Here is a 25,658-nt window from a genome sequence, read left to right as displayed (position 1 = left end):
CCAGTTCCTGCTGTCCAGATGGTGCGGTTTTCGCCGCACCCGTTAACCTCTTGAGGCAGCCATGGCAAGCTTGCGCCCGAGGTCAAACTGTCGATGAAGGTGGGCCGGGAAACCTGGGCTCCCCGGCAATTCTCATAAGTCTATTCGGCCGCGACGCCCATGCGCATGCGTTCCATCTCGATCAGCGCGCGGCGGTATTCGACCGGCATGATCTTGCGGAATTTCGGCCGGAAAATCGTCCAGTCGTCGAGGATCTCGCGGCCGCGCACCGAACCCGTATAGTGCACGTGGTTCGAGATCAGCTGATAGAGCCTTTCCTCGTCATGGCTGGTCATGTCGCCCGACACGTCGACGCGGCCCTTGTGGTCGAGGTCGCCGCCATGGTGCAGCAGCCTTTCCATAAGGTCGTCTTCTTCCGGCACCGGCTCCAGCTCGACCATGGCCATGTTGCAGCGCTCGGCGAAATCGCCGGCCTCGTCCAGCACATAGGCGACGCCGCCCGACATGCCGGCGGCGAAGTTGCGTCCGGTCTTGCCGATGACGACGACGACACCGCCGGTCATGTATTCGCAGCCATGGTCGCCAACGCCTTCGACGACGGCGGCGACGCCCGAATTGCGCACCGCGAAACGCTCGCCGGCAACGCCGGCGAAATAGGCCTCGCCCTCGGTCGCGCCGTAAAGCACCGTATTGCCGACGATGATGGAGTCCGCCGCGACGATCCTGGCCTCTTCCGGCGGCCGGATGACGATGCGCCCGCCCGACAGGCCCTTGCCGACATAGTCATTGCCGGCGCCGACAAGCTCGAACGAGACGCCGCGCGCCAGGAAGGCACCGAAGGACTGGCCGGCGGTGCCGGTCAGCTTGACCTGGATCGTGTCCTCGCGCAGGCCCTTGTGCTTGAAGCGCTTGGCGACTTCACCCGACAGCATGGCGCCCGTCGAACGGTCGACATTGCGGATGTCCACCTCAATCTTGACCGGCTGCTTGGCCTCCAGCGCGGGCTTGGCCAGTTCGATCAGCTTGCGGTCGAGCACATCGTCGATCGGATGCTTTTGGCGCTCTGTCCAGTGCACCGCTTCGTGCGGCGCATCGGGCTTGTAGAACATCTTCGAGAAGTCGAGACCGCGCGCCTTCCAGTGCTGGATCACGTCGCGCTTCTCCAGAAGATCGGCGTCGCCGATGATCTGGTCGATATGGGTGAAGCCCATTTCGGCGAGCAGCGCCCTCACCTCTTCCGCGACGTAGAAGAAGAAGTTGATGACATGCTCGGGCGTGCCCTTGAAGCGCTTGCGCAGTACCGGGTCCTGGGTGGCGACGCCAACCGGACAGGTGTTCAAGTGGCACTTGCGCATCATGATGCAGCCGGCCGCGATCAAAGGCGCGGTCGAGAAGCCGAACTCGTCGGCGCCAAGCAGCGCGCCGATGATGACGTCGCGGCCGGTGCGCAGGCCACCATCGACCTGCAACGCCACGCGTGAACGCAAGCCGTTCAGCACCAAGGTCTGGTGCGTTTCGGCAAGACCCATTTCCCATGGGCTGCCGGCATGCTTGAGCGAGGTCAGCGGCGAGGCACCCGTGCCGCCATCATAGCCCGAAATGGTGATGTGGTCGGCGCGCGCCTTGGCGACACCGGCCGCGACCGTGCCGACACCGACTTCCGACACCAGCTTGACCGAAACGTCGGCCGCCGGATTGACGTTCTTCAGATCGTAGATCAGCTGCGCCAGATCCTCGATCGAATAGATGTCGTGATGCGGCGGCGGCGAAATCAGGCCGACGCCGGGCGTCGAATGCCGCACCTTGGCGATGGTCGCGTCGACCTTGTGGCCGGGCAATTGGCCGCCCTCGCCGGGCTTGGCGCCCTGCGCGACCTTGATCTGCATGACATCGGAATTGACCAGATACTCAGCCGTCACGCCGAAGCGACCCGAGGCGACCTGCTTGATCGCCGAGCGTTCCGGGTTCTTGCCGCCGCCGGGCAGCGGCAGGTAACGGTCGGCCTCTTCACCGCCCTCGCCGGTGTTCGACTTGCCGCCTATGGCGTTCATGGCGCGCGCCAGCGTGGTGTGCGCCTCACGCGAGATCGAGCCGAACGACATTGCCCCGGTCGAGAAGCGCTTGACGATGTCGGCTGCCGACATGACGTCGTCGAGCGCGACCTTCTTGCGCCCGCTCTCCTCTGCCAGCTTGATCTTGAACAGGCCACGGATGGTCTGCGCGCGCGCGGTCTCGCTGTCGATCTGCGCCGAATACTCCTTGAACGTCTCCCACGAACCCTGGCGCACAGCGTGCTGCAAGGTGGCGACCGCGTCGGGCGACCACATATGCGCCTCGCCGCGCATGCGGAACAAATATTCGCCACCGACATCCAGGCTGTTGCGCAGCACCGGATCGCTGCCGAAACCGTCCGTGTGGCGGCTGACGGTTTCGCCCGCGACCTCATCCAGCCCGACGCCTTCGATCAGCGTCGCGGTGCCGGTGAAATACTGCTGCACGAAATCGGTCTTCAGCCCGATGGCGTCGAAGATCTGCGCGCCGCAATAGGACTGATAGGTCGAGATGCCCATCTTCGACATCACCTTGAGGATGCCCTTGCCGATCGACTTGATGTAGCGCGAGACGACCTCGTAGGCGTCGACCTCTTCCGGCAACTCGCCGCGCTTGTGCATGTCGGTGAGCGTATCGAAGGCGAGGTAGGGATTGATCGCCTCGGCGCCATAACCGGCAAGGCAGCAGAAATGATGCACTTCGCGCGGCTCGCCGGATTCCACGACGAGGCCGACCGAGGTACGCAGCCCCTTGCGGATCAGGTGATGATGCACCGCGGCCGTCGCCAGCAGCGCCGGAATGGCGATACGGTCCGGGCCGAGCTGGCGGTCGGACAGGATGATGATGTTGTAGCCGCCGGCGACCGCCGCTTCCGCGCGCTCGCACAAGCGGTCGATGGCGCCCTGCATGCCGGCAGCGCCTTCATTCGAGCCATAGGTGATGTCGATCGTCTTGGTGTCGAAACGGTCCTCGGTGTGGCCGATGGAACGGATCTTTTCGAGATCGCCATTGGTCAGGATCGGCTGGCGCACTTCGAGCCGCTTGCGGCGCGAATTGCCGACCAGGTCGAAAATGTTCGGCCGCGGCCCGATGAAGGACACCAGGCTCATCACCAGCTCCTCGCGGATCGGGTCGATCGGCGGATTGGTGACCTGGGCGAAGTTCTGCTTGAAATAGGTGTAGAGCAGCTTCGACTTGTCCGACATCGCCGAGATCGGCGTGTCGGTGCCCATCGAGCCCACCGCTTCCTGGCCGGTGGTCGCCATCGGCGACATCAACAGCTTGGTGTCTTCCTGGGTGTAGCCGAAGGCCTGCTGGCGATCGAGCAGGCTGACATCCTTGCGCAGCGCGCGCGGTTCGACCGGCTTCAGATCCTCCAGGATGAGCTGCGTGTTGGCGAGCCAGGTCTTGTAGGGGTGCTTGGTCGCGATCTCCGACTTGATCTCCTCGTCGGGCACGATGCGGCCCTTGGCAAGGTCGATCAGAAGCATGCGGCCGGGCTGCAGCCGCCACTTCTTGACGATCCTCTCTTCCGGCACCGGCAGCACGCCGGCCTCGGAAGCCATGATGACGCGGTCATCGTCGGTGACGATGTAGCGTGCCGGGCGCAGGCCGTTGCGGTCGAGCGTGGCGCCGATCTGGCGGCCGTCGGTGAAGGCGACCGCCGCCGGCCCGTCCCACGGCTCCATCAACGCGGCATGATATTCATAGAAAGCCTTGCGATCGGCATCCATGAGCTTGTTGCCGGCCCAGGCTTCCGGGATCAGCATCATCATGGCGTGGCTGAGGCTGTAGCCGCCCTGGAACAGGAATTCGAGCGCATTGTCGAAGCAGGCGGTGTCCGACTGGCCGTCATAGGAGATCGGCCACAGCTTCGAGATGTTGTTGCCGAACAGCTCGGAATCGACCGAGGCCTGGCGCGCCGCCATCCAGTTGTTGTTGCCGCGCACGGTGTTGATCTCGCCATTGTGCGCGACCATGCGATAGGGATGCGCCAGCTTCCACGACGGGAAGGTGTTGGTCGAGAAACGCTGATGGACAAGGATCAGCGCGGTCTCGAAGCGCGGGTCCTTGAGGTCCTTGTAGTAGGCGCCGACCTGGTAGGCCAGGAACATGCCCTTGTAGACGATGGTGCGCGCCGACAGCGACACGCAATAGGCGCCGATGTCCTTGTTGTCGTTCTCGGCATAGATGCGGCCGGAGATGACCTTGCGCAGCAGATAGAGCCGGGCCTCGTATTCCTCGTCATCGGGAATATCCGCCGTGCGGCCGATGAACACCTGGCGATGGAACGGCTCGGACGCGACGATGTCGGGCGCCTTCGACAGCGACGAATTGTCGACGGGCACATCGCGGAAGCCGAGCAGCGGCAGTCCTTCGGACTGCGCCGATTCGGCGATGATGTCCTCGATATGGGCGCGCAGCGCCGCGTCCTGCGGCATGAACCAGTGTCCGACACCGTACTGGCCCGCCGGCGGCAGTTCGATGCCCTGGGCTGCCATCTCCTCGCGGAAGAACTGGTCGGGAAGCTGCACCAGCACGCCGGCGCCATCGCCGACCAGCGGGTCGGCGCCGACAGCGCCGCGATGCGTCAGGTTTTCAAGCACGGCAAGGCCGTCCTTGACGATCTGATGCGACTTCACGCCCTTCATGTTGACGATGAAGCCGACGCCGCAGGCGTCATGCTCGTTGCGCGGATCGTAGAGGCCCCGAGGGGCAAAACCGGTTTGGCCAATGTCTGTTCGGCCGATGGCGGTTCGGCCAATGTCGGTTCGGGACGTATTTTTGACGGCAGCCGCTTTCGTCTGCGCGGCCTGGCCGTTCGTCGCAGAGAGCGTCATGTCCGTCATTGTCCTGTCCTCCATTCCAGCCCTTCAGGCGCTGGTTTGCCTCGGCAAGCGCTTGGCTCACCCTGATCCTTGCGGCACGTCTTGCGAAATCCTTGCCGAACCAAGCGGCTTTCCGCATGGTTCGCGTCTGGTATCGTACAGGCCAGCGTCTGGCCGTCCACCTGTCGCTCGCAGCAACAGCCGGAGAGGCCAATATGTTACGCCAATCCAGCCTGTTTTGTGCGACAAAATAAGACAGCACTACTGTCCTAAATTTTTATGGCAGAATTCCCGGACGCACACAAGACCGATTCACAAAAAACTTGAGCTTCCCGCGACATAAAATTACGTGAAGTTGAGGGAAAACGTAAGCTTCAGTCGCCGATCCCGGCCCTGTCGGCTTGGCTGGCTTTAACGGTTTTCCGGCGTGTGGCCCTTGCGATCGGCTTGCGAAACCGGTCAACTCCCCACCGATTTCCCCCAAACCCCGATTTCCCCCAAACACAGGCAGATGCATGTTCTTCGCTTCCGACAATTGGGCAGGCGCCCATCCCAATATTGTTGTCGGCCTGTCGGCCGCGGCCGGCGGCTTTGCCACCGCCTATGGCGACAGCGCACTCGACCAGGCGGTCTACCAGCGCTTCAGCGAGATTTTCGAACGCGAGGTCGCGGTGTTCTTCGTGGCGACCGGCACCGCCGCCAATTCGCTGTCGTTGACCACCTTCAACAAGCCCGGCGGTATTTCCTTTGCCCATCGCGAATCGCATGTCATCGAAGACGAATGCGGCGCGCCGGAGTATTTTTCCGGCGGCTCACGGCTGCATGCCGTCGACGGCGCACTGGGCAAGATCGACCCGCACAATCTGGAGCGGACCATTGGCCGTTTCGCGCCCGAAATCGTCCACTGGGGACGGCCAATGGCGGTTTCGATCACCCAGTCGACCGAGGTTGGCACCATTTACGGTCTGAATGAGATCGAGACGATTTCGGCCATCGCCAAACAGCATTCCGTGCCGCTGCACATGGATGGCGCCCGCTTTGCCAATGCGCTGGTCGCGCTCGACACGACGCCGGCCGAAATGACCTGGAAACGCGGTGTCGACATCCTGTCCTTCGGCGGCACCAAGAATGGCTGCTGGTGCGCCGAGGCGATCGTGCTGTTCGACCTCGACCGCGCCAAGGAATTGGCCTTCCTGCGCAAGCGTGCCGCCCAGCTGTTTTCGAAGTCGCGTTTCGTCGCGGCGCAGTTCGAAGCCTATTTCAAGGACGGCCAATGGCTCGACACCGCGCGCCACGCCAACGCCATGGCCGCCCGCCTCGCGGCTGCGATCGAGGATTCGGCCCACGCCAAGCTGGCCTGGCTGCCGCAGGCCAACGAGGTGTTCGCGGTGATCAAGAAGACCGAGGCCGACAGGCTGCAGGCGGCCGGCGCGGCCTTCTACGACTGGCACAAGCCGCACGGCTTCGACGGCCATATCGGCGAGGACGAGCTGCTCTACCGCTTCGTCACCAGCTTTGCGACCACCACCGAGGAAGTCGACCGCTTTGGCCAGTTGATCGCCGGATAGAAATCCATCTCCCGGACAACAAAAAAGCGGCGCCTTTCGGCGCCGCTTCCGTCTCGGGAGGAGACTTTAGATATTACGCAGCGGTCTTGGCTTCGATCTGCTTAGCCTTGGCCGGAGCCGAGGTGATCGCGATCTTGCGCGGCTTCAGTTCCTCGGGAATGTTGCGCTTGAGGTCGACGAAGAGCAGGCCGTTCTTCAGCGCGGCACCGACGACTTCAACGTGATCGGCAAGCTGGAAGCGGCGCTCGAACGCCCTGGAGGCGATGCCGCGATAGAGCAGCTCGGAGCCTTCGCCGGTGCCCTCGTCCTTGCGCTCACCCTTCACGGTCAGCACGTTGCGGTGGGCTTCGATCGAGATTTCCTCGTCCGAGAAGCCGGCGACCGCCATCGAAATCCGGTAGGAATCCTCGCCGGTGCGCTCGATGTTGTAGGGCGGATAGGTCTGCGCGCCATCGGGCTGCGCAAGCGAATCGAGCATGGTGAAAAGACGGTCGAAGCCGACGGTCGAACGGTAAAGCGGGGAAAAATCAACGTGACGCATGAGGTGTTCTCCTGTCGAGCAACATGGTTTGCGTATGGCCGGTGCGAAACCCGTGAGCGGCGTTTCGGGAGGACCAGCGGCCCCGACATTGGCGACCGCAACCCACATCTGGGGAGCACGCGAATGCATTTCAAGATTTCTCCGGATGGCAAAAAAACGAAGCGCCCTGCCCTTGATGAACGGCAGATGAACCGGCGCTTCGGCGCGCGTTCAGACAGGCACGGCTAAAGTGTCCCCAAGATCAAGGATTGGCAGCACCGGATTTTGCAGAGGTGCCGCAACGAGGCCGAACCGGGTGTTAACGTCCCTTCCTCCCGGATCGACAGAGGCCGGAAGCACGCTCTCGAGCGGCTTCCGGCCTTCCCTCATTGGAGTCCCATAACCCGGAATTCCTTTGCTTTTGGCGTATTGGCGTCTATCACCTTTGGCGGGGCCAGCCATATCAGGCAGGCACGTGAAGACGCCGAGCACGAAGCGCCGAATGACGGATACTTTCCACGACACGCCCCTTTTTCACGAAACTCAGGGCAATCCGCGGCCGGAAAACGCCACCGGCGGCTTCTTCGTCACACGCGATCGCAAGAAGATCCGCTACGGCCTGTTCGCTGCGGTGGCGCGTCCGATGAAAGGCACCGTGGTGCTGCTGTCCGGCCGCAACGAGTGCATCGAGAAATATTTCGAAACCATCCGCGACCTTGCCGCCCGGGGCTTTGGCGTCGCCACGCTTGACTGGCGCGGCCAGGGCGATTCCGACCGGCTGATCCGCGATCGCCAGCGCGGCTATGTCAGGTCCTTCCGCGACTACACGGCTGATCTGGAGCAGTTCTTCGAGGAGATCGTGCTGCCCGACTGCCGCGGACCGTACTATATCCTCGCCCATTCCGCCGGGGCGGTGATTGCGCTGCTTGCCGCGCCGTCCATGGTCAACCGCGTGCGGCGCATGGTGCTGATCGCGCCGTTCCTGACGCTGCCCGACCTGCCGGTCTCGATCCGAACGGTCCGCCGCGTCTGTTCGTTTTTCTGTGTTTTGGGCCTTGGCCGGCTCTATGCCGCCTGGGGGCCACGGCCGAGACACACGCTGCCTTTCCTAGCCAACAAGGTGACGTCGGATCCACTGCGCTACCGCCGCAACACCCGCATCTATGAAGAGTATCCGCAACTGGCGCTTGGCGGGCCGACGATCCGCTGGCTGCAGGCAGCGGCGAAGGCGTCGGAAGCGATCAGCGATCCGGACTTCATGGCGCGGATTCAGGTGCCTCTGCTGATCATCGCCGCCGGCGCCGACCAGGTCGTCTCGACCAGGGCGGTCGAGGCCTACGCCAGAAGTCTGAGGCTCGGTTCGCTGCTGATGATCGACGGCTCCAAGCACGAAATCCTGCAGGAAGTCGACCTCTACCGCGAACAATTCCTCGCCGCCTTCGACGCCTTCATTCCCGGCTCCGACGACCCGACGGCCTGACTGGTAGCGCAGCTCTTCCACCGGGCCGGCATAGCTGACACACCGTTGTCAGGATGATCGACCGACCGCGCCCCGCGGCACGCAAACTGCTAAAGATTCTGACAGCCCGCGCCCGTCCCGGAATGCTCATCTGCATGCGTCGAATTGAACGCCATGGAGATGAGATCATGACCGAGAAAACCTGCGCCGCCTGCGATTGCCAGCTCGATGCCAACCCGATCCGCGTCAAGGTCGGCGGCAAGACCGTTGAGGTCTGCTGCGAGGAATGCGCCCAGGCGCTGAACGAGGCCGGCGCCTCGGCGGCCGGCGTGAGCGAGGATTGAGCCATGCGCCCCGATCACGCAGCGGCACAACGCCTGGCCGGCCAGGTCCCGGCGCCGCCAGCCCGCACCACGGCCATCCTGCAATTCTTGCACGCCCAATGCATCGCGGCGGCGAGATGGCTCGGCCGGCAGATGGAGAAGCGCCGAAGCCGGCTTGCCTTGCTGGAAATGACCGATGAACAGCTCAAGGACATTGGTCTATCGCGCGGCGATGCCTATTCGGAATTCAGGCGGCGCTAAGGCAATTCCGGGAAAAGTGTGAAGCGGTTTTCCCGCGGGAATTGCGTCAAAACAAAAAGCAGAAGCAGTTCGCCGGTTCCATGAAACGGCGAACTGCTTTTGTGGGATTGAGCAGCGCTTGTCGAGAAGTCTCCTGACAGGATTGGGCAGGCCGCTTGCGTAGAATGTCCTTTGCGCCGCCGGAACATTGCGACGTGAGGAAAGAGCATAGCGGTCATGTCGCAATTCCAGGTTCATCCGCTGCTCGACACCGGCATCGTCAAGGTGCGAAACGTCGTCTGCAGCGGCGAGTGCCGGCACAGGAGCGATGAGGAATGCACGTCGGCCACGCATCTGGTGTTTCCCTATCGCGGTGTCTTCGTGCGCCATGTCGGCCGCAATGACGCCGTCGCGGAAGCCAATCAGCTGCTGTTCTTCAATGAGGCTGAGGCCTACCAGGTCAGCCATCCCATCGAGGGCGGCGACGCCTGCATCGATCTCGTCATCGAGGCAGGCCAGTTGCGCGAGCTGGCGCCAAAAGAGCAGTTGCGCGCCGGCGGCGTCCTGGCCTTTCGTCGCCAGCGTCGGCGCATCGACCCGCGCGCGCAGGCACTGGTGGCACTGCTGCGCCACAGCCTGAGCCGCAATGTCGCCGAGACGCTGGAGGCCGAGACGCTGGCGCTAACGCTGGTGCGGCGCTCGCTCGGCGAGCGCACCTCGCATGTCGCGGGCGCCAGCCCCGGACGGCAGAAGCTGGTCGACCGCGCCAAGCTCGTGCTGGCGTCGGACCTGTCGCGGCGCTGGACGCTGGCCGAGATTGCCGGCGAGGTCGGCGTCTCGCCGGTCTATCTGACGCAGGTGTTCCAGCAGGTCGAGGCGATGCCGCTCTATCGCTATCATCTGCGCCTGCGTCTGGCGCGCGCGCTCGACCTGCTTGGCCGCTACGACAATCTGACCACTTTGGGCATGGACCTCGGCTTCTCCAGCCACAGCCATTTCAGCGCGTCGTTCAGGCAGGTCTACGGACGCACGCCGGCGGAGTTCCAGCGCTCGATCAGATCGCGCTGAACTGAAGCAATTCCAGGAAACGTGTGTAGCGGTTTTCCCACAGGAGTTGCGTCATGCAAAAAACACCGAAATATCAGCCGCGCAGGGCAGCCATGGCGGCCGCATGAAGCTCCGGCGTCGCCGCCGCCAGCACATCGCCGCCCTTTTCCGCCGGCCCGCCATCGAAGGTGGTGACGACACCGCCCGCCTTCTCGATGATCGGGATCAGCGCCACGATATCGTAGGGCTTCAGGCCGGGATCGGCGACGATGTCGACGCTTCCCGAGGCGATCATGGCGAACGCATAGCAATCGGCGCCATAGCGGGCGAGCTGGACCTGCTTTTCGAACGCGTCGTAGCGCGTGCGCGCCTCGCCCTTGAACAGCGCCGGCGTGGTGGTGAACAGCGTTGCCTCCGCGAGGCTGGTCGTCTTGCGGGTGGAAAGCTTGCGCGGGCCGCCCGGCCCCTCATAGTGCGAGCCGGAGGCGTTGGCGTAGAACAGTTCGCCGGTGAAGGGCTGCGCCATCATGCCGGCGACCGCGTCGCCGTCGACCGTCAGCCCGACCAGCGTCCCCCACACCGGCAGGCCGGAGATGAAGGCGCGCGTGCCGTCGATCGGGTCGATCACCCAGACATGCCGGCTGGAGATGTTCTCGCTGCCGTGCTCCTCGCCGAGAATGCCATGGTCGGGATACTGCGCCGATATCAGCGCCCGGATGGCGCGTTCCGTCTCGCGGTCGGCTTCGGTGACCGGGTCGAAACTGCCCTTTTCCTTGTTGGCCACGGCACCCTGGGCGCGAAAGCGCGGCAAGGTCTCGGCCGCTGCCGCCTGCGCGATACGGCGCATGAAATCGATGCTGATGTCCAACTGATTCTCCCGCATTGCCGAGTGCCCAACCGGGCTCTGCCGACACTTTCCCGCCAAAACAAGCCTGTTTATCGATTTATTCGTCGCGACAGCTGTTGCCCAAATGTCACATGAACGTCATCGAAACGCAATTTCCACATCACTCTGAATTAAAAAAGCCTGAAGGTCGCTTGACATTTGTGCACCGCACAATACCCTCGACCTCGGACAGGTTTTCCTGTCCATGCCCTCCTTGGGCGTTTCCTCCCTAGACTTCGACCGTATCGTGCAAACGATGCGGTCTTTTTTTACGCCTTGCACCTCGGGCCGGCTATTTCACTCCGCGGCCAACGGCAGGTCGATGAAGTGATGGTCGGGCATTGCCATCAGATCCGCTGAAAATCGCGTCAGATCGTCGGCCAGCGCGTCGAAGCCGGCAGCCTTCTCGAACGTCCGCTCATTCATGTAGAGCCCGCGATTGACCTCGATCTGCAGCGCATGCAGATGGCGCGCCGGGCGGCCATAGTGCTCGGTGATGAAGCCGCCGGCATAAGGCTTGTTGTGGGCGACGGTGTAACCCATCGCGGTCAGCAGGCCGATCGCCGTCTCGGTCAGGGCCGCGGTCGCCGAGATGCCGAAACGGTCGCCGATGATAAAGTCCGGCCGCAGGCCGCTGTCGCTGACACGGATGCTTGCCGGCATCGAATGGCAATCGATCAGCACGGCAAAGCCGAAGCGGGCATGGGTTCTGGTCAAAAGCCGCTTCAGCGTTTCGTGGTAGGGCTTGTAGACGGCCTCGATGCGGGCAACGGCTTCGGCCAGCGGCAGGCGGCCGGAATAGATGTCGAGCCCCTCGCCCACCAGCTTCGGCACGGTGCCAAGTCCGCCCGCCACCCGCGCCGAGCGGATATTGCAGAAGGACGGCACCGGCTCGGCGAACATGCGCGGGTCGAGTTCCCAGGGCTCGCGGTTGACGTCGAGATAGGCGCGCGGGAAATTCGCCGCCAGCATCGGCGCGCCAAGCGCCACAGCGCCACCGAACAATTCATCGACGTAGCAATCCTCCGAGCGGCGGATGGCGTTGCGGTCGAGCCTCGCCATGGCGAGGAAGCGTTCCGGATAGTAGCGGCCGCTATGCGGTGAGTTGAACAGGAAGGGGACGCGCTGCTCGGCGCCCGATCGGATTTCGAAGGGTTGAACGACCGAAAAATCCTCGGCTGCCGTCTTCAATTTGCACGAACCCGAAAACACCAATGCATCATCGTATGAAAGTGCCACCTTGCTGGCCGCATGTCCAGCATTTCGCCATCCCGCATCGCCTTGCCAAATGCGGATAATGCTTCGCCGCGTTCACTTGATGTTTACCGTCACCTCCTCATATACAGGATGGTTAACGGGCTGCCCGGGCGGCAGTCTCGGGCGGGTGATTCGGACGGGATATCATGGCACGCATTCTTCTGGCGGAAGACGACGACGATATGCGTCGGTTCCTCGTCAAGGCGCTGGAACGCGCCGGTTATCAGGTCAGCGATTTCGACAATGGCGCCAGCGCCTATGAGCGGCTACGCGAGGAACCGTTCTCGCTGCTGTTGACCGACATCGTCATGCCGGAGATGGACGGCATCGAACTGGCGCGTCGCGCCACCGAGATCGATCCCGACCTCAAGGTCATGTTCATCACCGGTTTCGCCGCCGTTGCGCTGAACCCGGATTCCAAGGCGCCGAAAGACGCCAAGGTGCTGTCGAAGCCCTTCCACCTGCGCGATCTCGTCAACGAGGTCGAGAAGATGCTGCAGGCGGCCTGAGCCGTCTTCCACTGAGGCATCGCCGCTGCGGCGAGACGACGCCTTCTTTCCTTTTTCTCGCTATTGACGCGCCGGACCAAAAATGGTGTATGCGCGGCTTCGGATGGGCGTGTAGCTCAGCGGGAGAGCACTGCATTGACATTGCAGGGGTCACAGGTTCAATCCCTGTCACGCCCACCATCCTTTCAAAGAACCTCTACCGTTTGGCATAAAAAGCCGGGCGGTTTGCCGACACATCGGATGCGCCGGTCGCCTCCAGATACGGACGCCGTTGAAGATCATCCCACGTCGCGCCGTAGCGCAGAAAGTGCGGCGTGATCGCCGCCTGCCTCGCAATGACCGGATCAAGTCACCCACTATCGGCTGCCAGTTCCCACGCCGACCGGACTGACGCGATACCGACTCCATGCGCCAGCCGACGGGTCCTTTCATCTATTCGGCCGATGCGCTGGATCAAAGGGGACTCTAGATTGAAGCCGATCCTCTCGGATCGTTGGACATCCCAAAAGCCTGTCCAGAAAGCCCCGCTTGACTCCCGGTCGGCGGGGCTTTTCCATGCGTTCAACTCGCTAAAACGAGTGGCCGGCGCTAACCGCGCGGTCTGGCTTTCCATCCTGGCGAGCTTTCCGCCGGGTTTGCGGCCAATTTGGCGAATCGCCGATCTCTTAGCCGCAGGAACTTCTCATTTGCGAGCAGCTCATGGCGGTCGCCATCATCTGCAATAATTCGGCCATACGTCGCAGCAATCACATAATCGGCTTTGTTCGTTCGATAGTCTTCCTTTTGCACAGACATCGTTTCCTCCCGGTCCGCGGCCTTTCCCTCCTTTTGGCCTGACGGGAGGAATTAACTGCCGGTGTTTCGCGCGAGTCTACCAATTGGGGATTGTATTAAAATGATACACGCCGCCGCGGCGAGCCGCGGACGTGGCTCTGGGCGCCAAGATTGTAGATCTCGCAGGGCTGCGTCTCCTGCACCTCCCAAGGAGAAACGGGCTTTGCGTTCATGCGGATCGGCATAAATGTCGTCGATGCACTCGCTGTCGGATCAGGACAACCGGCGCTTTCCGCAAATCCCCCTCACGGGGATTCTTCTGGCCTGATTTGGTTCGACTCAGACGCCCGCGACGGCGCCCAGGCTCTTCATCCGCGATATGGCAAGGTCGGGATCGGCCAGCAGGCCTGCCTGGTCGGCAAGGCGAAAGATCTCGGCGTAGTGGCGGATGCCGCGCGCCGACTGCATGCCGCCGACCATCGTAAAGTGGTCCTGATGGCCGTTCAGCCAGGCCATGAAGACGATGCCGGCCTTGTAATATTCGGTCGGCGCCTCGAAGATTTTGCGCGATAGCGGCACCGTCGGCGCCATCAGCGCGTCATAGCCGGCCTGATCGCCCGCGGCGAGCCTTGCCAGGGCGGCGTTGGCGACCGGCGCGATGGCGTCGAAAATGCCAAGCAGCGCGTGCGAATGCCTGTTGCCGTCTCCGGCGATCAGTTCGGGATAGTTGAAGTCGTCGCCGGTAAACATCACGACGCCGTCCGGCAGCCGGTTGCGGAGCGCGACCTCCTTGCCGGCATCGAGCAGCGATATCTTTATGCCTTCGACCTTGTTCACGTGGCGCTCGATGATGGCGACCACCGTATCGAGCGCTGTCTCGAAATCGCCGCTGCCCCAATAGCCCTTCAAGGCCGGGTCGAACATGTCGCCCAACCAGTGCAGGATGACCTTGCCGGAGGCCTGGCTGACGATCCGGTCATAGACTGCGGCGTAGTCGTCCGGACCCTTCGCCACAGCCGCCAGTGCGCGGCTGGCCATCATGATCGCCTTGCCGCCCTGCCCTTCGATGAAAGCGAACTGCTCCTCATAGGCGGCAATCACATCGTGCAGTGTCCTGGCCGACGCCGGCGCCAGATGGTCGGTTCCCGCACCCGAGGCAAGATCGGCGCCCGGAACCGTTCGCGCCTCGGCGATCGAACGGCGGATCAATTCCTTCGCATTGGCCCAGTCGAAACCCATGCCGCGCTGCGACGTGTCCATCGCCTCGGCGATGCGGAAGCCCAGCCGCCACAAATGATGGCGGAACGCCATCGTCCTGTCCCAGTCGACCACGGGCCGCGACCATGGATCGGTCATTTCATGGGGATCGGCAACGACATGCGCGGCGGCATAGGCGATGCGCGAAAACCGCGCACCGATGTCAGGCTGCACCGGTTGTCCGACAAGCGTGTAACGGGTGCTGCGGCCACCCTCACCAGGCAAGGCAATGTCCATCGATCTCTCCCTTCGCAGCGCCTATAAATGGAACGTTCCAATAAATCAAGAACCTTCGGATTCGGAATGAACTATCGGACGAATGCTGCGTCGCAACACAGAAAGCCTTGCAAGCCAAGCCATTTGAGTACGTACAATCGGTTTTTCAGACTGAGAAAAAATCACGGTTGACTCAAGATTGAACCAATGATTAGAACGTTCCAATAAATTTGATCGAGAAAATCGGGAGGATGCATCGGGATGGCCAGCCGGGCCAAGGCGACGATATTCGACATTGCCCGTGAGGCGGGCGTGTCCAAATCGACGGTATCGCTCGTGCTCCAGGGCAGCGGGCTGATCCGGCCTGAGACTGCGGTCAAGGTACGCAAGGCGATCGAGGATGTCGGCTATGTCTACAACCGCGGCGCCGCCAATTTGCGCAAGGCCCATTCCAACGTCATCGGCATGGTCATCAACGACCTCACCAATCCCTTCTTCGCCGAACTGGCGGTCGGCATGGAGCGCGTCTTCCAGTCGGCCGGCATCGTGCCGTTCATCGCCAACACGGCGGAGAATCCGGTGCGCCAGGAAGAGGTGCTGAAGTCGCTGATGGAGCAAGGCGTTGCCGGGCTCATCGTGTCACCGGCGCGCGGCACCACGCCAGGCGCCTTCCGCCGCCTGGAGATGGCGGGCTTGCCGGTGGTCTTCGCCATGCGCCGCCTGCCTGAAAGCCGCATCCCGGTGATTGCGCCCGACAATCATCGCGGCGCCTATCTCGCCACTGCTCATCTGATCGGCAAGGGACATCGCCGGCTCGTCTTCTTCGGCGGCTCGTCCGATCTGGTGGTCTATCACGAGCGCCTTGGCGGATTTCGCGAAGCCTGCGAGACGCAAGGCATCGCCGCGCGCGACACGCTCGTCATCGAGGGGGAGACCAGCCGCAGAGGTGGTATCGCGTGCCTGGAAACGGCTCTGGCGATGGCTGAACCGCCAACCGCTGCCCTCTGCTTCAACGACGCTGTGGCCTTCGGCGCCATGCTGGCGTTGCGCAAGCGTCGGCTTGAGCCCGGTGCGGATTTCGCCATCGTCGGTTTCGACGACGTCGCCGAAGCCGAGCATTACATGCCGGCTTTGACCAGCGTCGCGGTGGACTCCGCGGGCCTTGGCGAACGCGCCGCCCATGTCATGCTGAAAATGATCCAGTCGCGCACCACGCGTGCCGAAGACCATATCGGCGCGGTCAATCTCGTGGTCAGGGAAAGCTGCGGTCCGGATCGCCGTTCGCGAAACAGGCCTACGGGAACGGGAGGCGCCGCGTGAGTGTCAAATGGGGGCTGATCGGCGCCAGCACGATCGCCAGGCAATTCATGATCAATGCCATTCGTGCGCAAGAGGGTGGCGAGATCGCCGCGGTGATGAGTTCCAATCCGGAACGCGCGAAAGCCTATGCCGGAGAAAACGGCATTCCGCTCGCCGTCTCGACGCTCGATGCTTTGCTCAATGTGGATATCGACGCGGTCTACATTTCGACCACCAACGAACTGCATCTCGAACAGGCGCTTGCTGCCATCAAGGCGGGAAAGCATGTGCTGTGCGAGAAACCCCTGGCGCTGACCAGCGCCGACGCGCGCAAGATGGTCACTGCGGCCAAGGCCGCGGGCATCGTGCTCGGCACCAACCATCATCTGCGCAATGCCGGCGCGCATCGCGCCATGCGTGAGGCGATCGCAACGGGGCGTATCGGCAAGCCGATCGCCGCACGCGTCTTCCATTCCGTCTATCTGCCCGAGACTCTGCAGGGCTGGCGTATCACCAAGCCGGAAGCCGGCGGTGGTGTCGTGCTCGACATCACCGTACACGATGCCGACACGCTGCGCTTCGTGCTTGGCGACGATCCAGTCGAGGTCTCGGCCTTCACGCAATCGGCTGGCATGGCCGGCAGTGGGCTGGAGGACGGCGCCATGTGCATCTGGCGCTTCAAGTCGGGCCTCATCGCCCAGTCGCATGAGGGCTTCACCACCAAATTCGCCGGCACCGGCTTTGAGGTGCATGGTTCGGAAGGCTCGCTGATCGCCAGCGATGTGATGACCCAGAAGCCGGACGGCTCGGTGCTGTTGCGCATGGCTGGGGGTGAGGAGCAATTGAGCTTCGACCGCGAGGATCTCTACGTCAGATCCGTGCGTCAATTCCACGCCGCGATCCTCGGCAAGGGCGAGCCTGCCGCCACCGGCGAGGACGGCATCTGGTCGCTGGCCTCAGCCGAGGCGGCACTTCAATCGGCAAGCTCAGGCAAGGCCGTCAAAATAGACCCGAAACTCGGGAGCATGATGTGAGCAAGGTCGTTTCAGCGGCACAGGCAGCCGGCCTGATCAAGGACGGCATGACCGTTTCCGTATCCTCGTCGAGCGGCCTTGGCTGCCCCGACGCGGTGCTGGCCGCCATCGGCGAGCGCTTCGATACGGAAGGCCATCCGAAGGATATCACCACGCTGCACCCGATCGCCGCCGGCGACATGTATGGCATCAAGGGCATCGACCATCTGGCAAAGCCCGGCCTGTTGAAGCGCACGCTGTGCGGCTCCTATCCGTCCGGTCCCTCCTCATCCGAGCCGCCGCAGATCTGGAAGATGATCGGCGACAATTCGGTTGCCGCCTATAACGTGCCGTCCGGCATCCTGTTCGACATGCACCGCGAAGCCGCCGCCAAGCGGCCGGGCGTGCTGACCAAGGTTGGCCTCGACACCTTTGCCGACCCCCGCCATCAGGGCTGCGCCATGAACGCCGCCGCCAGCGAGCCGATCGTATCGGTGCAGCAGTTCGACGGCGAGGAATGGCTCTATTTCCGCTCGATCGTGCCGCAGGTCTCGATCATCCGCGCCACCACGGCCGACGAGCGCGGCAACCTCACCTATGAGCATGAGGGCGCCTATCTCGGCGGCCTCGAACAGGCGCTCGCCGCCCGCAACAATGGCGGCGTCGTCATCGCGCAGGTCAAGCGCGTCGTCGAGAATGGCACGCTGAAGCCGCATGATGTGCGGGTGCCGGGCGTGCTTGTCGACCACATTGTCGTCGCGCCCGACCAGTTGCAGACGACGCTGACGCCTTACGACCCGGCGATTTCGGGCGAGATCTTCCGGCCGCTGTCGACCTTCCGCAATGCCGAGATGAACGTGCAGAAGGTGATCGCGCGCCGCGTTGCCATGGAACTGCGCGACGGCATGGCCGTCAACATCGGCTTCGGCATCTCGGCCAATGTGCCGCGCATCCTTCTCGAAGAAGGCCAGCACGGCAAGGTCACCTGGGTGATCGAACAGGGGGCGGTCGGCGGCGTGCCGCTGCTCGACTTCAAGTTCGGCTGCTCGTCCAACGCCGACGCCTTCATGCCGTCGCCGCACCAGTTCATCTATTTCCAGGCCGGCGGCTTCGACGCCTCGCTGTTGTCCTTCCTGCAGATCGACCGCCACGGCTCGGTCAACGTCTCGAAGCTGTCGGCACGGCCGCATGTCACCGCCGGCGCCGGCGGCTTTGTCGACATCACCGCGCGGGCGAAGAAGATCGTCTTCTCCGGCTTCTTCAATGCTGGCGCCAAGCTCTCGCTGGCCGCTGGCGGCATCCGCATCGACCAGGAGGGCAAGGTCAAGAAGGTGGTCAACGAGGTCGAGCATATCTCCTTCTCCGGCAAGCGCGCGGTCGCCCAAGGGCAGGACATCACCTATGTCACCGAGCGCTGCGTGATGAAGCTGACGCCTGATGGGCTGATGGTGACCGAACTGGCGCCGGGCATCGACCTCGAGCGCGACGTGCTGGCGCAGTCCGAAATTCCACTTGGCATCGCCAACGATCTCAAAGTGACGCCGGCGGCGCTCTATCAGGACCAGCCGATCGGCCTGTCGCTCAATGGCGGCGCCTCGCTCGGAGGCGCGCATGGCTGAGCGCCTCGTGACCTTCAAAAGGGATGGCGCCATCGGCACCGTCACGCTGCGCCGGCCGGAGAAATTCAACGCGCTTGATATTCCCATGCTGCGCGCTCTCGAAGCCGCGCTCGACGAAGCGGAAATGGCCGACGGCGTCCGCGTCGTGTTGCTCACCGGCGAAGGCAAGGGCTTTTGCGCCGGCGGCGATGTCGAAGCGTGGGCGCAAATGAGCGCGGCCGATTTCCAGGTGCAATGGGTGCGCTACGGCCATCGTGTCTTCGACCGGCTGGCGCGGCTCAGGCAACCGACCATCGCCGTGCTCTCGGGCCACGCGCTGGGCGGCGGGCTGGAACTGGCGGTCGCCTGCGATTTCCGCGTCGCGGAAACACACGTCAAGCTCGGCTTCCCCGAAACCTCTATCGGCGTCGTCCCCGGCTGGTCCGGCACGCAACGCGCGGTGGGCCGCTTCGGCGCGCAGACCGTGCGGCGCATGGCGCTGGGTGGTGAGATTCTGCTCGCCCCCGAAGCGCTGGCCCTGGGCGTCGTCGACCGGGTGGTCGAAGCCGGAAAGGCGCTTGCCGAGGCCAAGGCCTGGGCTGAAAAGATCGCCGAGCGTGGCCCGCTGGCGACGGAAGCGGCCAAGCTGATGATAGCGGTGGCCGAAGGCGAGGAAAGTGCCGCCGCGACCGAAGCACTGGCCAGCGGCTTCATCGCGCTCACCGGCGACCTCAAGGCCGGTGTCGGCGCTTTCAAGACCAAGCAGAAGCCAGCATTTTCAAGAACCTAGAGAAAACAAGCCTGATGAACGCACCTCTCAACATCGCCATGCCCGCCGAGGCGGCAGCCGCGCCAAAAACCTATCGGCTGCTGATCGACGGCAAGCATGTCGATGCCCGCGACGGCCGCACGCTGGAACGCAAGAGCCCTGGCCACGGCTTCACCGTTTCGCGCTATGCGCAGGCCGGCGAGGCCGAAGTGGAAGCCGCGGTGCAGGCCGCGCACAAAGCGTTCGAGACCGGCCCATGGCCGCGCATGAAAGCCTCGGAACGCGCCGCGATCCTGCTCAAGACGGCCGACCTGATCGAGGCGCGGCTGGAAGACATCGCCCGGCTCGATGCGCTGGAATCCGGCAAACCGATCGCCCAGGCGCGCGGCGAGATCGGCGGCGCCGTCGACATCTGGCGCTATGCCGCCGCGCTCGCCCGCACGCTGCATGGCGAGAGCTACGCCAATCTTGGCGACGCCATGCTGGGCGTGGTCGTGCGTGAGCCGATCGGTGTCGTCTCGATCATCACGCCATGGAATTTCCCGTTTCTCATCGTCAGCCAGAAACTGCCTTTCGCGCTCGCCGCGGGCTGCACGGCGGTGGTCAAGCCGAGCGAGATGACCTCGGCCTCGACCTTTGTGCTGGGCGACATTCTGCTGGAGGCCGGCCTGCCTGCCGGCGTCGTCAACATCCTTGCCGGTCTCGGCGGCAATGTCGGCGCGCCGATGGTCAGCCATCCCCTGGTCGAGATGGTGTCGTTCACCGGCTCGACCCGCGTCGGCAAGATGACCATGGCTTCCGCCGCGCAGTCGCTGAAGAAGGTCTCGATGGAGCTCGGCGGCAAGAACGGCCAGATCGTCTTCCCCGATGCCGATCTCGACGCAGCCGCCGACGCGGCGGTGTTCGGCGGCTTCTTCAATGCCGGCGAATGCTGCAATGCCGGCAGCCGGCTGATCGTGCACGAGGCGATCGCCGACGATTTTCTGGCCGCCGTGAAGGCACTTACGTCGAAAGTGACTGTGGGAGATCCGCTGGATGATCGCACCAAGGTCGGCGCGATGATCTCGTCCGACCATCTGGCCAAGGTGACGGGTTACGTTACGGCAGCGGCAGGCGAAGGCAGCAACGTCTTCAGTGGCGGCAAGCAACTGGCCTCCAATGCCGGCCAATACCTCGAACCCCACCATCATCCGTGGTGTCACCGAGGATATGGCCATCGCACGGGAGGAAGTGTTCGGACCGGTGCTCTCCGTGCTGACTTTTGAAACGATTGAAAAGGCGTTGCACATCGCCAACAACACGCCCTATGGTCTGTCTGCAGGCGTGTGGAGCGCCAGCATCGACACTTGCATGTCGGTGGCGCGTGGGGTGCGTTCGGGGACGGTTTGGGTGAACACATTCATGGAAGGTTATCCTGAGCTGCCTTTCGGAGGCTACAAGCAGTCCGGTCTCGGACGCGAACTCGGCAAGCGCGCCGTCGAGGATTATACCGAGGAAAAGACAATCCAGTTTCATCGCGGCCAGCGCACCGGATGGTGGGTCGGCTGAGTTTGGAAGAACCCGGTGGGCTTCCACCGGTCGTGTAATGCAACAAGGGAGGAAGTACATGTTGCGCAAACTGCTTATCGGAACGGCTCTCGCGACGAGCTTTGCGTTCTCGGCGCATGCCGCGGACGTCAAGGAAGTGCAGATGCTGCATTGGTGGACATCGGGCGGCGAAGCGGCTGCCCTCAACGTCCTCAAGGGCGATCTGGCCAAGGAAGGCTATGCCTGGAAGGACGTGCCGGTGGCCGGCGGTGGCGGCGACGCCGCCATGACCGCGCTGAAGGCGATGGTCGCGGCCGGCAACTATCCGACCGCCTCGCAGATGCTCGGCTACACCGTGCTCGACTATGCGGCGGCCGGCGTGATGGGCGACCTGACCGAGACGGCGAAGAAGGAAGGTTGGGACAAGTCGGTTCCGGCGGCCCTGCAGAAATTCTCGGTCTATGAAGGCAAGTGGGTCGCGGCTCCGGTCAACGTCCACTCGGTCAACTGGCTGTGGATCAACAAGGCCGTCATGGACAAGATCGGCGGCACCGAGCCGAAGACCTTCGACGACTTCGTTGCCCTGCTCGACAAGGCCAAGGCGGCAGGCGTGATCCCGCTCGCTCTCGGCGGCCAGAACTGGCAGGAAGCCACCATGTTCGACTCGGTCGTGCTGTCGACCGGCGGACCTGAGTTCTACAAGAAGGCCTTCAACGACCTCGACGACGCGTCGCTCAAGTCCGACACGATGAAGAAGTCGTTCGACAACCTCGCCAAGCTCGTCACCTATGTCGACCCGAACTTCTCGGGCCGCGACTGGAACCTTGCCACCGCCATGGTCATCAAGGGCGATGCCCTGGTGCAGGTCATGGGTGACTGGGCCAAGGGTGAGTTCCACGCCGCCAAGAAGACCCCGGGCACGGACTTCCTGTGCTATCGCTTCCCGGGCACTGACGGCTCCGTGATCTACAACTCCGACATGTTCGGCATGTTCAACGTTCCGGACGACCGCAAGGGCGCCCAGGTCGCACTGGCCACCGCCACCCTGTCGAAGAGCTTCCAGTCGGCCTTCAACGTCGTCAAGGGTTCGGTTCCGGCCCGTACCGACGTTCCGGACACCGACTTCGACGCTTGCGGCAAGAAGGGCATCGCCGACCTGAAGAAGGCCAACGACGGCGGCACGCTGTTCGGCTCCTTGGCCCAGGGCTATGGCGCGCCTCCGGCGGTCGCCAATGCCTACAAGGATGTCGTCTCGAAGTTCGTCCATGGTCAGATCAAGACCTCGGACGAAGCCGTGACCGAGCTGGTCAAGGCGATCGACGACGCCAAGTAAGCGTCAAGCCTGAAAACACCTTCCCCGCTTCGGCGGGGGAGGTTTTATCTCAACGATTGGCCGGCCTCCGACACCTGCCGACCAAAGACCCGTATGCACGGGCCGCCTTGCCGCCTGAGGCAGAGCACGGACGACCCGAAACGGGAGGAGCTCATGAGCACTGTAGCAACAAGCCAGATCAAGCTGACGCCGGAGCGGTCACGCCCCTCTGTGCGCTCACGCCTGCAAGACGCGTTGCCGAAGATCGTGCTGGCGCCGAGCTTCGCCATCACCATCGTCTTCGTCTACGGCTTCATCCTGTGGACGATCTATCTGTCCTTCACCAATTCCAAGACCTTCCCGTCCTATGTCATCACCGGCTCACGCGCCTATCAGCGGCTGTGGGGCTGGACCTTCGACACCGACCCGCCCTCGAGCTGGTACACGTCGATCACCAATATGGGCATTTTCGGCTTTCTCTACATCGCCATCTGCCTGGCGCTCGGCCTGTTCCTGGCCATCCTGCTCGACCAGAAGATCCGCGGCGAAGGCGTGCTGCGCCCGATCTACCTCTATCCCATGGCGCTGTCCTTCATCGTCACCGGCGTCGCCTGGAAATGGTTCCTTGATCCCGGTCTCGGCCTCGAACAGACGCTGCACCAATGGGGCTGGACGAGCTTCCATTTCGACTGGATCAAGAACAAGGACTTCGTCATCTACACGGTGGTCATAGCCGGCGTCTGGCAGGCCTCCGGCTTCATCATGGCGATGTTCCTGGCCGGCCTGCGCGGTATTGACGGCGAGATCATGAAGGCGGCGCAGATCGATGGCGCCACCACCTTCCAGCTCTATCGCCGCATCGTCATTCCACTGCTGCGGCCAATCTTCCTGTCAGCCTTCATCGTGCTCGCGCACCTCGCCATCAAGTCCTATGACCTTGTCGTGGCGCTGACCAGCGGCGGGCCGGGCGGCTCGGCCTGGCTGCCATCCAACTTCATGTACGAGTACACGTTCAAGCGCAACGAGATGGCCGTCGGCTCGGCCAGTGCGGTGATCATGCTGATGACCATCGTCGCCATCATCGTGCCCTATCTCTATTCGGAACTGCGGGAGAAGCCGCGATGAGCGCCGTCGCCACCCCTGCCCGCCAGGCCTCCGGCGGCGTCAACACCAGGATCGTCAACCGCGTCGTCATCTATGGGCTCTTAGCGCTGTTTGCGCTGTTCTACCTCATGCCGCTGTTCGTCATGCTGGTCACCTCGTTCAAGACCATGGACGAGATCCAGAACGGCAACATGCTGGCACTGCCCAAGGCGCCGACCTTCGACCCGTGGCTGAAGGCCTGGGGCGAGACCTGCGTCGGCCTCACCTGCGCCGGCATCAAGGGTTATTTCTGGAACTCCATCAAGATGGTGGTTCCCGCCGTTCTGATCTCGACCATGCTCGGCGCGCTCAACGGCTACGTGCTGACCAAATGGCGCTTTCGCGGCGCAACGCTGGTGTTCGGCCTGATGCTGTTTGCCTGCTTCATCCCGTTCCAGTCGGTGCTGCTGCCGATGGCGACGATCCTCGGCAGCGTCGGCCGTTTCGGCGTGACGCTGCAGAACTCGGTCGGAACAAGCTTCGGTCTCGGCAATTCAACGGTCAATCTCGTCTTCGTCCACGTCGTCTACGGCATCGGCTTCACCACGCTGTTCTTCCGCAACTATTACGAGGCCTTCCCGACCGAGCTGATCAAGGCCGCACAGGTCGACGGCGCCTCCTTCTTCCAGATCTTCCGCCGCATCATGCTGCCGAACTCAATGCCGATCTTCGTCGTCACCGTGATCTACCAGTTCACCAACATCTGGAACGACTTCCTGTTCGCCTCCGCCTATGCCGGCACCGGCGACGCCATGCCGATGACGGTGGCGCTCAACAACGTCGTCAACACCTCGACCGGCGTCGTCGAATACAACGTCAACATGGCGGCCGCGATGATCGCGGCTCTGCCCACTCTGATCGTCTATGTCGTCGCCGGCCGCTATTTCGTGCGCGGGCTGATGGCTGGCGCGGTCAAAGGCTGACCAATTCAGAAGGAACGACCATGGCTTTTCTGGAAATTGATGGGCTGAAGAAGCGCTTCGGGAATGTTGAGATCCTGAAGGGCATCGATGTCGAGCTCGAAAAGGGCGGCTTCCTGGTGCTGGTCGGCCCGTCTGGCTGCGGCAAGTCCACTCTGCTCAACACCATCGCCGGGCTGGAGCAGATTACCGATGGCGAGATCCGCGTCGACGGCCGCGCCATCAACGATCTGCATCCTTCGAAGCGCGACATTGCCATGGTGTTCCAGAGCTATGCGCTCTACCCGAACATGACGGTCGCCGGGAACATCTCCTTCGGCATGGAGATGCGCGGTGTGCCGGCGGACGAGCGCCAGAAGGCGATCGACAAGGTGGCGAAGGTCCTGCAGATCGGCCACTTGCTGCAGCGCAAGCCGAGCCAGCTCTCCGGCGGCCAGCGCCAGCGCGTCGCCATGGGCCGGGCGCTGGTGCGCGACCCCAAACTGTTCCTGTTCGACGAACCGCTGTCCAACCTCGACGCCAAGCTGCGCGTCGACATGCGCATCGAGATCAAGCGCCTGCACGCCACGACAGGCACAACAATCGTCTACGTCACCCACGACCAGATCGAGGCGATGACGCTGGCCACCAAGATCGCCGTCATGCGCGACGGCGAGGTGCAGCAGTTCGGCACCCCGGCCGAGATCTACAACAACCCCACCAACCTGTTCGTCGCCGACTTCATGGGCTCGCCGGCCATGAACCTGATCCCGGCCACCATCGCCACCTCTGGCAATGCGCTGTCCGTCGTGCTGCAGCGCGAGGCGCGCGAGCCGATCACGCTGCCGATGGCCAATGCGCCAGCGGGTCTCTCGGCATTCCAGGGCAAGCCGATCATCTTCGGCGTGCGGCCGGAAGCGCTGACCGACCCGGAGGGTGCCGAACGCAACGCCTCGAACATCGCCACCGCCGACCTGCATATCGAAGTGGTCGAGCCGGCGGGATCCGATACCTTCGCGGTCACCAATCTCGGCGGCAAGCCCGTTGTGGCGCGGCTGCGCGCCGACGCCAACATCCAGCCGGGCACCAGCACGCCGCTCGCCTTCAACCTGACCAAGGCGGTGTTCTTCGATCCGGCGACCGAGAACCGCATTCGCTGACG

21 protein-coding genes, 1 tRNA gene and 1 pseudogene are annotated in these 25,658 nt (G+C 63.2%); 16 read left to right on the top strand and 7 right to left on the bottom strand.

Annotated features, from left to right (window positions below; genetic code table 11):
- Positions 1-140 precede the first annotated feature (140 nt).
- Positions 141-4,901 carry a glutamate synthase large subunit gene (gene gltB / locus DBIPINDM_RS24490; protein ID WP_258581625.1) on the bottom strand — a complete coding sequence of 1,587 codons (4,761 nt, stop codon included), beginning with the start codon at positions 4,899-4,901 and terminating at the stop codon, positions 141-143.
- A 494-nt stretch (positions 4,902-5,395) separates the two neighbouring features.
- Here gltB and DBIPINDM_RS24485 point away from each other — a divergent pair, with 494 nt between their 5' ends.
- A complete protein-coding gene (locus DBIPINDM_RS24485) occupies positions 5,396-6,448 on the top strand; it encodes a threonine aldolase family protein (protein ID WP_258581624.1) in 1,053 nt (350 codons plus the stop codon).
- Positions 6,449-6,521: 73 nt separating this feature from the next.
- Here the strand turns inward: DBIPINDM_RS24485 and DBIPINDM_RS24480 are convergent, their stop codons facing one another.
- A complete protein-coding gene (locus DBIPINDM_RS24480) occupies positions 6,522-6,989 on the bottom strand; it encodes an Hsp20 family protein (RefSeq protein ID WP_013893124.1) in 468 nt (155 codons plus the stop codon).
- Between the two features lie 481 nt (positions 6,990-7,470).
- Between DBIPINDM_RS24480 and DBIPINDM_RS24475 the strand changes: the two genes are divergently transcribed.
- From DBIPINDM_RS24475 to DBIPINDM_RS24465, 3 genes are all read left to right on the top strand, one after another.
- Positions 7,471-8,448: an alpha/beta fold hydrolase gene (locus DBIPINDM_RS24475; protein WP_258581623.1), complete on the top strand. Its 978-nt coding sequence runs from the start codon at positions 7,471-7,473 to the stop codon at positions 8,446-8,448.
- A 167-nt stretch (positions 8,449-8,615) separates the two neighbouring features.
- On the top strand, positions 8,616-8,771 hold the full coding sequence (locus tag DBIPINDM_RS24470) for a hypothetical protein (RefSeq protein WP_197033264.1): 156 nt from the start codon (positions 8,616-8,618) through the stop codon (positions 8,769-8,771).
- A gap of 3 nt (positions 8,772-8,774) precedes the next feature.
- Positions 8,775-9,011 carry a DUF1127 domain-containing protein gene (locus tag DBIPINDM_RS24465; RefSeq protein ID WP_258581622.1) on the top strand — a complete coding sequence of 79 codons (237 nt, stop codon included), beginning with the start codon at positions 8,775-8,777 and terminating at the stop codon, positions 9,009-9,011.
- On the opposite strand, the gene DBIPINDM_RS24460 is transcribed toward DBIPINDM_RS24465, so the two are convergent.
- Positions 9,008-9,229 (bottom strand): hypothetical protein, encoded by a 222-nt coding sequence (locus DBIPINDM_RS24460; protein ID WP_258581621.1) that lies wholly within the window; start codon positions 9,227-9,229, stop codon positions 9,008-9,010. The genes DBIPINDM_RS24465 and DBIPINDM_RS24460 overlap by 4 nt on opposite strands.
- Between DBIPINDM_RS24460 and DBIPINDM_RS24455 the strand changes: the two genes are divergently transcribed.
- Positions 9,228-10,058, top strand: a complete 831-nt coding sequence (locus DBIPINDM_RS24455) for a helix-turn-helix transcriptional regulator (RefSeq protein WP_258581620.1) — start codon at positions 9,228-9,230, stop codon at positions 10,056-10,058. The genes DBIPINDM_RS24460 and DBIPINDM_RS24455 overlap by 2 nt on opposite strands.
- A gap of 73 nt (positions 10,059-10,131) precedes the next feature.
- On the opposite strand, the gene hisN is transcribed toward DBIPINDM_RS24455, so the two are convergent.
- Together hisN and DBIPINDM_RS24445 are read right to left on the bottom strand one after the other, a co-directional pair.
- Positions 10,132-10,905, bottom strand: a complete 774-nt coding sequence (hisN, locus tag DBIPINDM_RS24450; protein WP_258581619.1) for a histidinol-phosphatase — start codon at positions 10,903-10,905, stop codon at positions 10,132-10,134.
- 315 nt (positions 10,906-11,220) lie between these two features.
- Positions 11,221-12,162 carry an N-formylglutamate amidohydrolase gene (locus DBIPINDM_RS24445; RefSeq protein ID WP_258581618.1) on the bottom strand — a complete coding sequence of 314 codons (942 nt, stop codon included), beginning with the start codon at positions 12,160-12,162 and terminating at the stop codon, positions 11,221-11,223.
- Positions 12,163-12,326: 164 nt separating this feature from the next.
- On the opposite strand from DBIPINDM_RS24445, the gene cpdR reads away from it, so the two are divergent.
- Positions 12,327-12,689, top strand: coding sequence for a cell cycle two-component system response regulator CpdR (gene cpdR, locus DBIPINDM_RS24440; RefSeq protein ID WP_006199474.1), 363 nt, complete (start codon positions 12,327-12,329; stop codon positions 12,687-12,689).
- A gap of 105 nt (positions 12,690-12,794) precedes the next feature.
- Positions 12,795-12,869 (top strand) — tRNA-Val (locus tag DBIPINDM_RS24435).
- A gap of 408 nt (positions 12,870-13,277) precedes the next feature.
- Here DBIPINDM_RS24435 and DBIPINDM_RS24430 read toward each other — a convergent pair.
- On the bottom strand, positions 13,278-13,484 hold the full coding sequence (locus DBIPINDM_RS24430) for a hypothetical protein (protein ID WP_258581617.1): 207 nt from the start codon (positions 13,482-13,484) through the stop codon (positions 13,278-13,280).
- 318 nt (positions 13,485-13,802) lie between these two features.
- Positions 13,803-14,957: a dihydrodipicolinate synthase family protein gene (locus DBIPINDM_RS24425; RefSeq protein ID WP_258581616.1), complete on the bottom strand. Its 1,155-nt coding sequence runs from the start codon at positions 14,955-14,957 to the stop codon at positions 13,803-13,805.
- A 240-nt stretch (positions 14,958-15,197) separates the two neighbouring features.
- On the opposite strand from DBIPINDM_RS24425, the gene DBIPINDM_RS24420 reads away from it, so the two are divergent.
- The 9 genes and pseudogenes from DBIPINDM_RS24420 to DBIPINDM_RS24380 all read left to right on the top strand — a co-directional run bounded on the left by DBIPINDM_RS24420 (position 15,198) and on the right by DBIPINDM_RS24380 (position 25,656).
- Entirely contained in the window at positions 15,198-16,256 is a 1,059-nt protein-coding gene (locus tag DBIPINDM_RS24420) for a LacI family DNA-binding transcriptional regulator (RefSeq protein ID WP_258581615.1), read from the top strand.
- Positions 16,257-16,303: 47 nt separating this feature from the next.
- Positions 16,304-17,269, top strand: coding sequence for a Gfo/Idh/MocA family protein (locus DBIPINDM_RS24415; protein ID WP_258589330.1), 966 nt, complete (start codon positions 16,304-16,306; stop codon positions 17,267-17,269).
- Positions 17,270-17,316: 47 nt separating this feature from the next.
- On the top strand, positions 17,317-18,867 hold the full coding sequence (locus tag DBIPINDM_RS24410; protein WP_416361788.1) for an acyl CoA:acetate/3-ketoacid CoA transferase: 1,551 nt from the start codon (positions 17,317-17,319) through the stop codon (positions 18,865-18,867).
- Entirely contained in the window at positions 18,860-19,636 is a 777-nt protein-coding gene (locus DBIPINDM_RS24405) for an enoyl-CoA hydratase/isomerase family protein (RefSeq protein ID WP_258581613.1), read from the top strand. The genes DBIPINDM_RS24410 and DBIPINDM_RS24405 overlap by 8 nt, the downstream gene beginning before the upstream one ends.
- 38 nt (positions 19,637-19,674) lie before the next feature.
- Positions 19,675-21,163 (top strand): annotated as a pseudogene (locus tag DBIPINDM_RS24400) (aldehyde dehydrogenase family protein).
- A 58-nt stretch (positions 21,164-21,221) separates the two neighbouring features.
- A complete protein-coding gene (locus tag DBIPINDM_RS24395; protein WP_258581612.1) occupies positions 21,222-22,475 on the top strand; it encodes an ABC transporter substrate-binding protein in 1,254 nt (417 codons plus the stop codon).
- Between the two features lie 153 nt (positions 22,476-22,628).
- On the top strand, positions 22,629-23,579 hold the full coding sequence (locus DBIPINDM_RS24390; RefSeq protein ID WP_258581611.1) for a carbohydrate ABC transporter permease: 951 nt from the start codon (positions 22,629-22,631) through the stop codon (positions 23,577-23,579).
- A complete protein-coding gene (locus DBIPINDM_RS24385; RefSeq protein ID WP_258581610.1) occupies positions 23,576-24,520 on the top strand; it encodes a carbohydrate ABC transporter permease in 945 nt (314 codons plus the stop codon). The genes DBIPINDM_RS24390 and DBIPINDM_RS24385 overlap by 4 nt, the downstream gene beginning before the upstream one ends.
- 20 nt (positions 24,521-24,540) lie before the next feature.
- A complete protein-coding gene (locus DBIPINDM_RS24380; protein ID WP_258581609.1) occupies positions 24,541-25,656 on the top strand; it encodes an ABC transporter ATP-binding protein in 1,116 nt (371 codons plus the stop codon).
- The last annotated feature ends 2 nt before the right edge of the window (positions 25,657-25,658 follow it).

The sequence above is a fragment of the Mesorhizobium sp. AR02 genome, assembly GCF_024746835.1.
Taxonomy (GTDB): Bacteria; Pseudomonadota; Alphaproteobacteria; order Rhizobiales; family Rhizobiaceae; genus Mesorhizobium.
This window is presented reverse-complemented; position numbering and strand designations above follow the sequence as displayed.

Excerpts from the sequence above, each read along its gene's own strand:
- DBIPINDM_RS24485 (WP_258581624.1), top strand. The coding sequence starts at position 5,396 with ATGTTCTTCGCTTCCGACAATTGGGCAGGCGCCCATCCCAATATTGTT.
- cpdR (WP_006199474.1), top strand. The coding sequence starts at position 12,327 with ATGGCACGCATTCTTCTGGCGGAAGACGACGACGATATGCGTCGGTTC.
- DBIPINDM_RS24475 (WP_258581623.1), top strand. The coding sequence starts at position 7,471 with ATGACGGATACTTTCCACGACACGCCCCTTTTTCACGAAACTCAGGGC.
- DBIPINDM_RS24455 (WP_258581620.1), top strand. The coding sequence starts at position 9,228 with ATGTCGCAATTCCAGGTTCATCCGCTGCTCGACACCGGCATCGTCAAG.
- DBIPINDM_RS24415 (WP_258589330.1), top strand. The coding sequence starts at position 16,304 with ATGATCAATGCCATTCGTGCGCAAGAGGGTGGCGAGATCGCCGCGGTG.
- DBIPINDM_RS24480 (WP_013893124.1), bottom strand. The coding sequence starts at position 6,989 with ATGCGTCACGTTGATTTTTCCCCGCTTTACCGTTCGACCGTCGGCTTC.
- DBIPINDM_RS24390 (WP_258581611.1), top strand. The coding sequence starts at position 22,629 with ATGAGCACTGTAGCAACAAGCCAGATCAAGCTGACGCCGGAGCGGTCA.
- DBIPINDM_RS24425 (WP_258581616.1), bottom strand. The coding sequence starts at position 14,957 with ATGGACATTGCCTTGCCTGGTGAGGGTGGCCGCAGCACCCGTTACACG.
- DBIPINDM_RS24470 (WP_197033264.1), top strand. The coding sequence starts at position 8,616 with ATGACCGAGAAAACCTGCGCCGCCTGCGATTGCCAGCTCGATGCCAAC.
- DBIPINDM_RS24380 (WP_258581609.1), top strand. The coding sequence starts at position 24,541 with ATGGCTTTTCTGGAAATTGATGGGCTGAAGAAGCGCTTCGGGAATGTT.
- DBIPINDM_RS24385 (WP_258581610.1), top strand. The coding sequence starts at position 23,576 with ATGAGCGCCGTCGCCACCCCTGCCCGCCAGGCCTCCGGCGGCGTCAAC.
- DBIPINDM_RS24410 (WP_416361788.1), top strand. The coding sequence starts at position 17,317 with ATGACCGTTTCCGTATCCTCGTCGAGCGGCCTTGGCTGCCCCGACGCG.
- DBIPINDM_RS24395 (WP_258581612.1), top strand. The coding sequence starts at position 21,222 with ATGTTGCGCAAACTGCTTATCGGAACGGCTCTCGCGACGAGCTTTGCG.
- DBIPINDM_RS24420 (WP_258581615.1), top strand. The coding sequence starts at position 15,198 with ATGGCCAGCCGGGCCAAGGCGACGATATTCGACATTGCCCGTGAGGCG.
- DBIPINDM_RS24405 (WP_258581613.1), top strand. The coding sequence starts at position 18,860 with ATGGCTGAGCGCCTCGTGACCTTCAAAAGGGATGGCGCCATCGGCACC.
- gltB (WP_258581625.1), bottom strand. The coding sequence starts at position 4,901 with ATGACGGACATGACGCTCTCTGCGACGAACGGCCAGGCCGCGCAGACG.
- DBIPINDM_RS24460 (WP_258581621.1), bottom strand. The coding sequence starts at position 9,229 with ATGACCGCTATGCTCTTTCCTCACGTCGCAATGTTCCGGCGGCGCAAA.
- DBIPINDM_RS24430 (WP_258581617.1), bottom strand. The coding sequence starts at position 13,484 with ATGTCTGTGCAAAAGGAAGACTATCGAACGAACAAAGCCGATTATGTG.
- DBIPINDM_RS24465 (WP_258581622.1), top strand. The coding sequence starts at position 8,775 with ATGCGCCCCGATCACGCAGCGGCACAACGCCTGGCCGGCCAGGTCCCG.